Consider the following 12942-nt stretch of genomic DNA (forward strand, 5'->3'; position numbering starts at 1 on the left):
AAGGGTGGATCAAATAAAAAATAATGAAGCATACCGGAAGGTATTGGAGGCCTTCAAGAATCAGCGGAAGGGCGCTACCATCGCGGACATTACCGCAAAAACAGCCCTGCCCCTGGATTCGGTCCGGGAACTGGTAGGGGTTGCGGCGGATGAATACCGGGCCCGGTTACAGGTTACCGAATCCGGTGAAATTCTCTACTCGTTCCCCCATGGGTTTGTCAGTAAATATCATGGTTTTCGCCGGAATCTGTCCAGGACGATGGAAAAAATAAAAAAGGGGATGCTAATTGCCGGTACCTGGATCTTTAAGGTGTGGATCATGGGAATGCTCGTGGGGTATTTTGTCCTTTTTATGCTCATTGCCCTGGCATCCCTGGTTATTTCCGTGGCCGGTAGTTCTTCCAATTCCAATAACCGTTCTTCCCATCGGGGAAATGGTTTGGGGGGGATGTACTTTACCTCCCAAATTTTTAACCTGATCATCCGGATATGGTTTTATTCGGAATTAACCAAGTCTCTGGACGGAAGGTATTACGAAAACCGGCGGGCAAAGCCCAAGGGCAGACCCCTTTATAAGGCTATTTTTTCCTTCGTATTCGGCGATGAGGATCCCAATGGGGATTGGGCTTCCCGGGAAAAACGGTCTGTCATCGCCTATATCCAGGCCCACGGGGGGGTAATTTCCCTGCCCGAGTTTATGACCCTTACGGGACTTCCCCCGGAAAAAGCGGACCCGGCGATCCTCTCCTGCTGCGCCGAGTTTGGCGGCCTTCCGGAAGCAACCGAGGAAGGAACCGTGGTATACCGTTTTGACCCCCTGCTGCTCCGGGCGGACAGTCAGGATCGTTCCTTTACCGGCCTATCGGCGATTATCAAACGTTTAAAATCCTTTTCCTCCAATAAAAAAAATATGAATGTCTGGTTCGGCGTGATCAACGGGGTAAATTTGGCCTTTGGGACGTACTTTTTTTTCAATGCCATGAATATTGGCGGCCTGACGTCCCAAACGCCCATAGGTGCCGGTTTATATCCCTTCGCCGTGACCCATATGCTTTTTTCCGGACTTTTTTCCGATCCCCTGCCCTTCATCACCATTGGTTTGGGGCTGGTTCCCCTGATTTTCTCCCTCCTCTTTTGGCTCATCCCCGGCCTCCGCTATCTGAGGCTGCGGGAGGAAAACGAGGCGGTCAAATTTGAAAATATGCGGAAGATAGGTTATGGCCGGATCTGGGAAAATCCCCGGGAAGTAAAAGCCGGGGATCTGCCCCCGGATATTCCCGAATGCCGTCCCCGGAACTTGGCTGCCGCGGCGGACAAAATCATCAAGGAACTGGGCTCCTATGCGGTTCCCGATGTAACGTTGGATAACCGGGGAAATCCGGTCTACACCTTTACCGAACTTGCCCGGGAAAAGGATGCCCTAAAAAAATACCGTTCTTCCCTGGACGGCAGCACCTCTTCCCTGGGAAAAACCGTTTTTGACAGTGAAGGATGATACAAAAGGACCCCTACCTATAGGTTCCTTGATCCTGCCGGACCGGCGGATTTTCAACCTCATCGGGCAAAAAGGGCCCGAAGTTCCTCATGGCTCATTCGGGCAAGCCAGGATTCCCCGGAGGAAACCGTCATATCCGCCAGTTCCCGCTTACTGGTGAGCATGGCGTCGATTTTTTCCTCAAAGCTGTTTTTGGTGATGAACCGGTGGACAAAAACCTTCTGGGTCTGGCCGATACGGAAAGCCCGGTCGGTGGCCTGGTTTTCCACCGCGGGGTTGTACCAGAGATCGTAGTGGATAACCCGGCTGGCGGCGGTAAGGTTGAGACCCAGTCCCCCGGCTTTAAGGCTTACGAGGAGGATCCGTTCGGCGGGATCTGTCTGGAAGCGGTTCAGCACTTCGCTCCGCCGGGTTTGGCTGAGGCCGCCGTGGTAGACCAGGACTGTTTCGTCCAGTTCTTTTTGGATGATGGTCTCCAGGCAGGAGAGGGCTTCCACATATTGACTAAAAACCAGCACCTTTTCCCGGTTGGCCAGGATCTCCTGGAGCAGGGTCACCAAAAGACAAGCCTTGCCCGAGAGGTTTGATCGGGGGGGACTTTCCTTGTCGTATACCCGGGGATGATCACAGACCTGCTTGAGACTGGTGAGGAGGGCCAATACCAGGGCCCGGCGTTCCCGGGGATCCTCCAGCTTTTCCGACTTTTCCATGGTGGCCGCCACGATACTCTCGTAGAGGGCGGCTTGCCCCTTTTCCAGGACCGCGTATTCATTGATACTCACCTTATCCGGCAGATCCGAGATAATCCTCTTGTCGGTTTTAAGCCGCCTGAGGAGGAAGGGGGCGGTGATCCGCCGGAGGGCTTCGGCCGGGTCCTTTTGCCGCATTACCTCAATGGGGGTTCTATAGGTTTCCTTGAATTCGGCCTGGGTCCCCAGGTAGCCCGGGAGAATAAAATCGAAAAGGGAACGCATATCTTCCAGGCGGTTCTCCACGGGGGTTCCCGAAAGGGCGAGACGGTACCGGGACCGGAACTGCTTGAGGGTTTTGGAGCCCCGGGTTTCGGCGTTTTTCATCAGGTGAGCCTCATCGGCGATGAGGATAGAAAAGGGCCGGTGGATGAGTTTTTCGCTGTCCCGGACCGCGGTCTGGTAGGTGGTGAGAAACACCTCCCTGTTCCCTGCCAGGGTACGGCGGCTGCCGTGGTAACGGACAACGGTCAGGGAGGGGGCGAAGCGGCCCAGCTCCCGTTCCCAGTTTTCCAGAAGTGCCGCAGGGGCTACGATAAGACAGCCCTCCCCCAAAAGTCCCTCCGCTTTAAGCCGGAGGATGACCGCGATGGACTGAATGGTTTTTCCCAGCCCCATATCATCCGCCAGAATACAGCCGAACCCGGAAAGGAGGAGGGAACATATCCACCGGTATCCCCGCTCCTGGTACTCCCGCAGTTGAGCCCGGAGGTCACCGGGTATGGGGAAGGAACGTTCTTCAAAGAGATTTTTGATGATCTCCTCCGCGTCAAAGGAGAGGATGCTGTCCCCGGAAAAATGGGCCTTGAGAAAATCATTAACCGTGGGTTCCCTGGTTTGAGCGCTTTTGAGGAGCCGGGCCAGTTCCGCCGGGTCCAGGCGGATAAATTTATCCCGGAATTTAACCACGGTCTTTTTTTGTTTTACCAGGGCCTGAAATTCCGCCGCGCTGAGGACCTCGTCGCCGATGGCCACCTGCCACTGCCAGTCCAGAAGCTTATCCAGACTGAGGTAACTCACCAGGGAACCGGCCTGTTTTACCTCCCCCCGGAGGACCAGCCGGGGTTTTAATTCTCGATGGAGGTTTTTGGGGAACACCACGGCGATCCCCAGCCGGGAAAGCAGAGGGGCGGCGTTGTCCAGAAAATCCGCGAGCCGGTCTTCCCCAAGCCTCACCGTATTACGGGTGGAAAGGGTAGACAGTTCCGGGAGGTAGTTGGAAAGGGCCGTAGGGGCCCGGAGGACCTCGATGGATCCGGTTTTTTTGACCGCATCCTTGAGGGAGGCTTTTTCCATCCCCCCCTCCCCTTCCAAAAGAACCTCCATGGAGAGGATAAAATCCGGACTTTTATAATCCTTGGGGGGAATGTCCCGGGAAGGCTGTTTTTCCGGACCGGATTTGAGGGTAAATTGATACCGGAAGGCGGAAAAATCCATCCTGAGAACCGAAAGCCAGTTGGCTATAGCCAGGGGCATACTCCGTAATGCCGGAGAAGCCACATCCAGGACCCCGCCCTGAAAAAAAAGATCCAGTAGTTCCCGAAGATACTTATTTCCCGCCGGGGTCCCCGTTACCCGGGAAAAATAAAGCCGCCATACCCATTCGGTAAGCAGGGCCGAGGAGATAAGATCCACCACGCTTCTGCCGCCGGCATAGGATGGTTTTACCCTGCCGGAGGCGGCTTTGGGGGGAAGTTTTGAACCGGACTTGGCCGGTTTCAGCGGTTTCTTCCGTTCCGGTTTCAGGGAGAGCAGCCGGTCCTCATACCGGGCCAGGGTATCCAGGCTATCCCGGATCAGGGGAAGCCGGTCGTAGGGGAGCCAGATGATACGCAGGTCTTCCCCCTCCAGCAGCGGGCAGGGAATAAAAGCCCCGGTGGAACAGAGAAGATTGAGGAATTTGAACACGTAGTAGAGGAAGGTATAGGAGGAAGTACCATCTTCGGATGAAAAGGACCGAAACCGGGTAAAGGCCTCGTAGACCGAATACCGTTCCTGTTCGCCTGAGGGACTTTGCCGGATCAAAACCAAAGCCGCCCCGGGCCGTGCATCGGCACATTCCAGGGTCCAGTGGGATCGGGAAAACCGGTGCTCCTCGGCATCAAGATCGCCGGCTTCCTCCCAGGGGAGGTACCGGGCGGCCCGGTGATAGAATTCCGCCAAAACCAAGGAAAAATCCCCCTCACTAAAGGCAGACGTCGGGGGCAGGAGGGAGAGGATCAGGTCCGTACAGTGGGGGATTTCGGGAAATTCCGGAGGATCAGGGGGGATTTCCCTTTCATCCTTACCGATATCCACGGTAAAGGGCGGGGACAATTCCCGGCCGCCCCGGTCCCCAAGGGAGAGGCCGTACCGGTCCGCAACCTTCCGGAGATCTATCCCCCGGAGGCGGAAAAGCGTCTGGGGATCGGCGTCGATTTCCCGGGCAATAATATAGTACAACGCCGCCATATGTTTACAAGGGTCCCCATAATCCGGGCAATTACAGGACCGTTTCATCTCCCTCCAGCGTTTGGGAATAAGATGTATCCCTTCCTTTTTGAGCTTAAGCAGAAAGGATTCAGGGAGTTCTCCCGCGGCAATCCGGGCAAGCAGGGAGGGGTCTTCCTCTATTAATTTAAAAATCCTTTCCCCCTCCTCAAGGGGGGGAAAGGAAATCTCCACCTTGTAGAAGGGCCGGTAATTCCCCTTTACCTTGGCCGTTACCTTTCCGTCCTTGATTTCCAGGGAAAGAACCTTGCCCGTATTGGCGTAAGTCCTCCCCCGGTCCAACCGGGCTCCCATCTGATAGCTATCCAGAACATCGATAAACCATTTCCCCCAGGGGGTCCTGCCATAGGTTTGCCTTGCCATGAGCCGGATTGTATCACAGAATTAAACCTGATACACTATAGGCCGCTCATGATTCCCTTATTCCGGACCCTTTTAAAACGGATCATTTTCCCGCGTTTGAGTCCCCTGGTCCTCTTTTTTATGGTTCTCCGGCTTTATGCCGAACCCATGGTAATGATCTCCCCGGGAGACCCCCTTTTGGATGAGCTCCGGTTTCTGCTTAGGGAAGGGGGCATAAGTTTTACTTCCTTTACCCCGCCCTTTTCGGGATACGAAATCCGGGAAATATTGCAAGACCTAAACCCGGACACCCTTTCCGATCCTGCCCGGGCCGCCTATAACCGGATTATGGAAGCCCTCAATCCAAAATTACTGCTCCCCCGGGGGATCTTCAACCTGTCCCTTGGGGTACAGACCGCCCCGGAGGTCCGGCTGAGGACTAATAAGGAGGTATCATGGATCCGGGGGATCTATGACAGCCCGGCCTTTCTGAAAATTCCGGTGAATTTATTTTTTACCGATCATCTGCTTCTCAACGCCGAACCGATGCTGACTTCGGAACCTTCCTCCTATGAGGATGAAGGGGTCCTGTGGAACACCAACCTTCCCTATCTTCCGGAGCGGGTGGATCTCAACCTGCCCCTCCGGGCCTTTGTCGCCGCCGCGGGCCCCTGGTGGAGTTTTCAAATAGGCCGGGACCGCCTTTCCTTTGGATCGGGTAAAACCGGGAATCTTGCCCTTTCGGATACCCCGGATTTTTACGATTTCGGTAGAATTTCCTTTTTTTCCCCTTATTTTAAGTATTCGTTTTTGATAAGCCAATTACCCCTTGCCACCGATACCCTGTTCGCCCCGGGATTCGGCCCGGCCTCTTCCGGGGAACTTACCCAAACCACCCAGCGGTATCTCTATCTGCACCGTATAGACATGCGTTTTTTCCGCCGTATTTCTCTGGGTTTTACCGAGGGGATCATGGCAGGCAATTCACCTCCGGAACTGCGGTTTTTTACCCCCCTGGGTCTTTTCCATTCCTTTTTTGCCTGGAATGATTACGAAGCCTGGCATGGGACGGGTCCCCGGGGAGATACCGGGGAGGGTTCCCTGGTGGGCTCCCTGTTTTCGGTTGATCTTGAATGGGCTGTTCTACCGGCTCTGGCCCTCTACGGCCAGTTGGTGATGAACGAATTTTCCACTTCCTATGAAAAAAACCGGTGGCCCGATACCCAGCCTCCGAATGGCCTGGGATATTTGGCAGGCCTGGAGTATACCCCCGGATTTAAGTCCTGGGGGGCTTCTTTTTACGGGGAATTGGTCTATACCGATCCCTATCTGTATGTCCTGTCCAGTCCCTTTGCCAGCTTTATCTCCATGCGCCGGCTTCCAGAGCTGGGGAATAAGGATCTCCGCTATCGGTGGATCGGTCATCCCCAGGGCAGGGATACCATGCTGATCGCCCTGGGGGCGGATTTTTTACGGGAACCCTGGGAGTTTGCCCTGGGCCTCTCCTTTATCCGTATGGGGGAGCATACCATCCAGTGGGACTGGTCCCAAGGGAAGGATAGTTTTAATGAAGTAAGCCCCACGGGAAGGCCCGAAAATGTTTTTACCGCCCAGGGGGAAATGCTATGGCAATTTCTCCCCGGGTTCAGCCTGAAGTTTTATGCCGGGCTCTCCATGGTTTTTGATCGCCGCCACCAGGAAAGGACCGCCCCGGAATTCGGCCTTGAAACCGCCCTCTCCCTCTCCTATTCCAGAACCTTCTGAGCGGGACCCGGGGGGAGAAGGATTTTGGAAGGTGTTTCCTCCTCGAAGGTTTCGGGAAGGCATATCTGTCCCCGATAAAGTACCTTGGGATAAATGGTAATCCCCAGTTTTTTTTCCAGCCGGGCCAAACGGCGCATCTCATCCTCGTTCCCGATGGTGATCATGATCCCCCGGTTGCCGGCCCGGCCGGTACGGCCCGCCCGGTGGATATAGGGGCCCCCTTCGGCGGGGACGTCCAGGGCGATCACATGGGTAATGCCCGGAATGTCCAGGCCCCGGGCGGCAAGGTCACTGGAAACCAGGACCGTAATTTTTCCGGACCGGAAGCCGTCGATGGCTTCTTTTCGGTTTTTTTTATCCATGTCCCCGTAAAGACCCGCCGCGGGGATGTGATGATACTGGAGTTGGGAAACAATATTTCCCGGCTGTCCGCCCCGGGCAGAAAAAACCAGGGCCTTTTTGGGTTTCACCGCCCCGAGCAAAGAACGGAGGTTTTGGATCTTCCGCCGTTCCTCACAGAAAAAAGCCCAATGTTCTATCCGGTCCCGGAGGATTCCCTCTTCCCCGGTTTCCACAAAAAGAGCCTCCCCCTCCATAAAGGGTAACAGCAGGTCCCGGATTTTGGGAGAGAGGGTAGCCGAACAGGCGGTAAGCTGCCGATCCCGGTTTATAAGGCCCAGCAATTCCCGGGTATCGGCGGCAAGCTCCTCCGCAAAAAGCCGGTCTCCTTCATCCAAAACCAAAGCCCTAAGGCTCCCCAATTTAAGCTTTTTCATCCGGGTCAGGAGTACCAGGCGGCCGGGGTTACCGACGATTACCCGGGGCCGGTCCTTTTTAAGGGACCCAATCTGCCGTTCCAGGTTGGCGGAACCGATGACCAGGTTCACCTTGATCCGCCGATCTTGCCCTTCCAGGAGAAAATCCGCCTCTTTTTTTATTTGGGAACATAATTCCAAGGTAGGGGCGAGGATGAGGAGTTCCGTTCCCCTTCCCCCAATACCGGGATCATCCCCCGGCCCCGCCATGACGGAACCGAAAAGGGTTTGGAACAGGGGAAGAAGGTATGCAAAGGTTTTACCCGTTCCTGTGGCGGAACAGAAGAACACATTTTTACCCGCTAAAAGGGAGGGAACAACCAGCTTCTGGATAGGGGTAGGTTCCCGAATATTCCTTTCCGCGAGTTTTTCGATAAAACCGGGACTTATTCCCAGAGAGGCAAAGGATTCCATGAATACGACCCCTACCGATGTTTTTGGGGGAAACTTTTAATGGCATCCCGGTATATTTGTACCAGTTTTTCCGTTAAGGAATCAATGGTCCAGGCCCGGGCATGGATCTTCGCCTCGGCGCGCTTTCGTTGATAGAGGTCCTGATCTTCCAGCAGGTCAAAAACCCGTCCGGTAAATTCATCGGGATCGTTTTTTACCATAAAGCCCCCGTTGTTCCCGCCCATCACCATGATGGTACCCATTTCACCGATGGCCACCACCGGCGTACCGGACAACATGGCCTCGATGGTTACCAAGCCCTGGGTCTCCGTTAACGAAGGAAAAACAAAGATACTGGAAATAGCATAGGTTAAGGCCAGATCATACCGGGTCAAATATCCGGTAAAGATACAGTGCTCCTCAATACTCTTTTCCTCACATTCCTTTTGGAAATAAACCAGATCCGGACCGTTACCGACGAACAAAAAAACCGTTTCCGGGTGCTTTTCCCGAATCCGGGGAACCAAGGACAACAAAAAATCCAGGTTTTTTTCTTTGGCGATCCGCCCGGCGAATAACAATATCCGTTTCCCCGTGAGGCTGGGATATTTTTTTTCCATAATGTCTCTAAAACGGTCTATTTCCGAGGCTTCGTGCTCAAAGATGCGGGGATCGATTCCCGTGGGCAAAAGGTAGATCTGTTTTTTTATATTATATCTTTTAACGACCTCCTGAATTTGAAGGGTGGGGACGATAATCAAATAGGCTTTGTTGATTACATATTTAAGATAACGGCGGGCAAAAAGCTTAAGAAAAAATACCGGAACCATGGGGAAATAATTTGCCGCGTAATCTTCCCAGAGGGTATGGAAAGTGTATACCGCGGGAAGGTTATTCCGTTTTGCATATTGAAACCCGAATTCGGCAATCACAAATTCAGAATTAATATGGAGTACGTCCGGACCAAAGAGGTCGATCTGTTTGGATACCCAAAACCACTTATGTATTTTTGCCATCCGGTCTTCCTTAGAAAGAAACAGAGGCATGGAAGGGACCCGTATTACCAGGGGCTCTCTGCTCGTATGCTCCCTATTATTTTGTTCATGCTCCGATTCCGAGGCGAGCCGCTCCACCGAAGTTGGGCCGGGATAAAAGGAACAAACGATCAACACCTCGTGGCCGGAACGCAGCAGGGCATGGGAAAAAGAATCCACCGATACGGTAACACCATTAACCCGGGGCCAATAGGCATCGGTAAACATGACGATTTTCATATGTTTCAAATATAACATACCGAGGGCTTTTTTGGAAACAAATTCCATAATCTTCCCGTTAACCCCGCTTTTACCTCCTCTATACACCGATCTTTGGAGCGCGGACAGGGGAACAACCATGGATCGAACCGTCCTATCCCGGTATACTGGTATAAATTCCGCAAAGTTGATACCATAAACCATAAGGAAGATACCATGGTTAGTATAGGCATTGTTTTTTTAGTGGTATTTTTAGCCCTGATGACGGGGATTGGCATATGGGGGATGCGGAAAACCAAAACCCTGGGAGATTTTTTCCTTGGGGGCAGGACCATGGGTCCCTGGGTTTCCGCGGTAGCCTATGGAACTTCGTATTTTTCCGCGGTGATCTTTATCGGTTTTGCCGGGGCCCAGGGCTGGCAGTTCGGCCTCAATGCCCTATGGATCGCCCTGGGAAACGCCCTTATCGGCGCCTGCGCGGCCTGGGTGGTTTTGGCCCGGAGAACCCGGCGGATGACCCAGAACCTGGACGCCATGACCATGCCGGAATTCCTTCAGAAACGGTATGGGGCAAAGCACCTAAAACCCGTGGCGGCTTCGGTGATCTTTTTTTTCCTGCTTCCCTATTCCGCTTCGGTCTTTAAGGGCCTGGGGCACCTTTTTGAGGCGGTTTTCCATATTCCCTATGATCTCGCCCTCCTTATCATGATCGCCTTTACCGGGGTATACCTCATTCTGGGCGGGTACTTTGCCATTGCCATTACCGATTTTATCCAGGGGATCATCATGTTTTTCGGTGCCGCCGCCATGATCCTCGTACTCTCTGGGCAAGGCGGGGGCATCTTGGAGATGATCAGGAAAGTAGCGGAAAATTATCCTGTCCACGTCCCCCCGGAACGGCAGCCCTCGGCGCTGACCATTGTCTCCCTGGTATTTATGACCAGTTTTGGTACCTGGGGGCTCCCCCAGATGACCCAGAAGTTCTACGCCATCAAAAATGAGGCGGTGATCCCCCGGGCTGCGGTGGTGACCACAGTTTTTGCCCTCATGATCGGTATCGCCGCCTATTTAACCGGCGCCTATGCCCATGTATTCTTTGACCTAACCACGGTTCCCCAAAACGAAGCCGGGATCCTCTACGACTCCATTATCCCCACCCTGCTGACTAATCAGTTTATCGGAAACCTCCAATTGCTTCTGGCCCTGATCCTGCTCCTGGTGCTTTCCGCTTCCATGTCCACCCTGTCGTCCCTGGTACTGGTGTCTTCTTCTTCGGTGGCCATAGACCTCTACCCTTCTCAGGTGGATAGCAAAACCGGTAAAGACCGGTCCGTGGCAATGATGCGCCTCCTTTCGGCCCTGTTTATCATCGTGTCCTATTTTATTTCCCGGTTTCAAATAGGATTTATCGTTACCCTTATGTCCTTAAGCTGGGGGGTTGTTTCCGGCGCCTTTGCCGCCCCCTATATCCTGGGGCTCTACCACCGGAGGATTACCAAAGCCGGGGCTTACGCGGGCCTGATTACCGGACTGGTTACCGAAATAGTTCTCTTTTTTGTTTTGGGATCCGCCCGTTCTCCGCTGGCCGCATCCTTTGCCATCGTGGTTCCCTTTATCGTGGTTCCCCTGGTTTCCCGCTTTACCTCCCCTCCGGAGAAGCAGTTTTTGGATAAGGTCTTTGAGGGAATTTAAAGGACGGAATATCATGTTTACGGGGGTATATATGTCAAATGTGCTTGAATGGGAATATGGGAGTCTTCCATGATCGATTCAACTTCCCTAAGACAAACCTTGCTCCTGGGGGATGAGGCGGTTGCCCTGGGGGCGCTCCATGGGGGGGTAAGCGCCTCCTACGGATATCCCGGTACCCCCTCCACGGAGATCCTGGAGTATCTTATCGGTGAATACCATAAAACCCGCCAAAGCGGGGCCGGGGGGCCCGTAGCCCGGTGGTGTACCAACGAAAAGACCGCCCTGGAAGGGGGCCTGGGGGTATCCTTCGCGGGCCGCCGTTCCATGGTCACCATGAAACATGTGGGGCTCAACGTGGCATCAGACCCCTTTATAAACGGCGCCCTCCTGGGGATCAAGGGGGGCTTGGTGATCGCCGTGGCGGATGACCCGGGGATGCACAGTTCCCAGAACGAGCAGGACTCCCGGTTTTACGCTTCCTTTGCCATGACCCCCTGCTTGGAACCCCGAAACCAGCAGGAAGCCTATGACATGACCCGGGAAGCCTTTGAGGTTTCCGAAAAGTTCCGCATCCCGGTGATACTGCGGCTGACCACAAGACTCTCCCACGCCAGGGGGGCGGTGACCCTTGCCCCGGGACGGGGGCAAAATTCCCTTTCCAAGACGGAAGACAAGACCCAGTGGATGCTCCTGCCCGCCTATGCCCGGCGGAATTACCTTTCCCTCATCGAAAAACAAAAGGACCTCCTGGCCTGGTCAACGGCCCATACCGCCAATAAGGACGAAGGAGAAGATAAGCGCCTCGTGGTGATCACCTCCGGCCTGGGGGGTAACTATTACGAGGAAAATCTTGAGGATTTGGTGCAGTTTAGGGGGGGAAAGGTTCCTGCCCGGATCCACATCGCTGCCTATCCCCTCCCGGTCGAATCGATCCGTAAGCTCTGTCACGGGGCGGAACGGATCCTGGTAATCGAGGAGGGCCAGCCCTTTATTGAGGAGAAGCTCCGGGGTATCCTGCCCCTGGATACGGCGGTTTCGGGAAGGTTTGACGGTACGGTACCCCGTACCGGGGAATTGGACCCCGACAAGGTGCGGCAGGCGCTGGGACTGCCCCCTCGATCCACTATACTCGCTTCCGGCGCCTTCGATTTAACGCGGCTTCCGGGGCGTCCCCCCCAGCTCTGCCAAGCGCAGAACGAAGCGGCCGGAGTCTTCGATTTAATGCGGCTTCCGGGGCGTCCCCCTCAGCTCTGCGCAGGCTGCCCCCATGGGGACAGTTATGAAACCATCAAAAAAGCAGTGGCAGGGCTTCCGTCGGTGGCGATCACCTCCGACATCGGCTGCTATTCCCTGGGAGCCACCCCCCCCTATTCGGCCATTGAAAGTATCGTTTGTATGGGGGCCTCCATAGGCATGGCCAAGGGAGCCGCCGAAGCGGGGATAACCCATGCCATCGCCGTCATCGGGGATTCCACCTTTCTCCATTCGGGAATAACCGGCCTTATCGACGCGGTAACCGCGGATCTTCCCATGACCGTGATCATCCTGGATAATTCCATTGTGGCCATGACCGGCTGCCAGGAAACCATGATCCCCTCAAACCGCCTGCCCCCCCTGATCCTGGGTCTTGGGGTTAAGCCGGAACATCTCCTGGAACTGGAGGCGAAAAGGCAATTCCTGGAAGAAAACGCCGCCCGGCTCAAGACGGAAATTGAGTATCAGGGACTTTCGGTGGTGATCTTGCGGCGGGAATGTCTGGAAGCCTTTCGGATAAGAAAAAAACAGGAAAAGGCGGGGTAAACCCTCCCTGCGGGGAGGCGTCCCTGCCCAAAATTTGAAACCGCCGCTCCTGACGAATTCTTTGGATGAAGTTAAGATATCACAAACTTTCTCAGTTTTTCCGGATTTTTTAAACGGTATCGTTGGCGTTGGTGGGAAAACCTCCTTGT

General features: G+C 54.4%; 7 protein-coding genes. 4 read left to right on the top strand and 3 right to left on the bottom strand.

Features of this window, described 5'->3' with window-relative positions; all coding sequences use genetic code 11:
• The first annotated feature begins 4 nt into the window (after positions 1 to 4).
• Entirely contained in the window at positions 5 to 1495 is a 1491-nt protein-coding gene (locus tag LQZ21_RS02395; RefSeq protein WP_411042543.1) for a hypothetical protein, read from the top strand.
• A gap of 59 nt (positions 1496 to 1554) precedes the next feature.
• On the opposite strand, the gene LQZ21_RS02400 is transcribed toward LQZ21_RS02395, so the two are convergent.
• Positions 1555 to 5097, bottom strand: a complete 3543-nt coding sequence (locus LQZ21_RS02400) for an SNF2-related protein (RefSeq protein WP_411042544.1) — start codon at positions 5095 to 5097, stop codon at positions 1555 to 1557.
• Between the two features lie 48 nt (positions 5098 to 5145).
• Between LQZ21_RS02400 and LQZ21_RS02405 the strand changes: the two genes are divergently transcribed.
• Positions 5146 to 6840 (top strand): capsule assembly Wzi family protein, encoded by a 1695-nt coding sequence (locus LQZ21_RS02405; protein ID WP_411042545.1) that lies wholly within the window; start codon positions 5146 to 5148, stop codon positions 6838 to 6840.
• Here the strand turns inward: LQZ21_RS02405 and LQZ21_RS02410 are convergent.
• Complete coding sequence (locus tag LQZ21_RS02410; RefSeq protein WP_411042546.1) at positions 6822 to 8069, bottom strand: DEAD/DEAH box helicase; 1248 nt, start codon at positions 8067 to 8069, stop codon at positions 6822 to 6824. The two genes, LQZ21_RS02405 and LQZ21_RS02410, sit on opposite strands and share 19 nt — an antisense overlap.
• A gap of 11 nt (positions 8070 to 8080) precedes the next feature.
• The gene (locus tag LQZ21_RS02415) at positions 8081 to 9322 is read right to left on the bottom strand and encodes a glycosyltransferase (protein ID WP_411042547.1); all 1242 of its coding nucleotides are present in this window, start codon (positions 9320 to 9322) and stop codon (positions 8081 to 8083) included.
• Between the two features lie 195 nt (positions 9323 to 9517).
• Here LQZ21_RS02415 and LQZ21_RS02420 point away from each other — a divergent pair, with 195 nt between their 5' ends.
• Complete coding sequence (locus LQZ21_RS02420) at positions 9518 to 10993, top strand: sodium:solute symporter family protein (protein ID WP_411042548.1); 1476 nt, start codon at positions 9518 to 9520, stop codon at positions 10991 to 10993.
• A 69-nt stretch (positions 10994 to 11062) separates the two neighbouring features.
• Entirely contained in the window at positions 11063 to 12793 is a 1731-nt protein-coding gene (locus LQZ21_RS02425; RefSeq protein ID WP_411042549.1) for a thiamine pyrophosphate-dependent enzyme, read from the top strand.
• Positions 12794 to 12942 lie beyond the last annotated feature (149 nt).

It is taken from the genome of Treponema sp. TIM-1 (genome assembly GCF_046533115.1).
GTDB lineage: Bacteria > Spirochaetota > Spirochaetia > Treponematales > Breznakiellaceae > JAIRMO01.

What these genes read in the sequence shown, in the direction of transcription:
- LQZ21_RS02400 (WP_411042544.1), bottom strand. Translation starts at nt 5,097, where the DNA reads ATGGCAAGGCAAACCTATGGCAGGACCCCCTGGGGGAAATGGTTTATC.
- LQZ21_RS02405 (WP_411042545.1), top strand. Translation starts at nt 5,146, where the DNA reads ATGATTCCCTTATTCCGGACCCTTTTAAAACGGATCATTTTCCCGCGT.
- LQZ21_RS02410 (WP_411042546.1), bottom strand. Translation starts at nt 8,069, where the DNA reads ATGGAATCCTTTGCCTCTCTGGGAATAAGTCCCGGTTTTATCGAAAAA.
- LQZ21_RS02415 (WP_411042547.1), bottom strand. Translation starts at nt 9,322, where the DNA reads ATGAAAATCGTCATGTTTACCGATGCCTATTGGCCCCGGGTTAATGGT.
- LQZ21_RS02420 (WP_411042548.1), top strand. Translation starts at nt 9,518, where the DNA reads ATGGTTAGTATAGGCATTGTTTTTTTAGTGGTATTTTTAGCCCTGATG.
- LQZ21_RS02425 (WP_411042549.1), top strand. Translation starts at nt 11,063, where the DNA reads ATGATCGATTCAACTTCCCTAAGACAAACCTTGCTCCTGGGGGATGAG.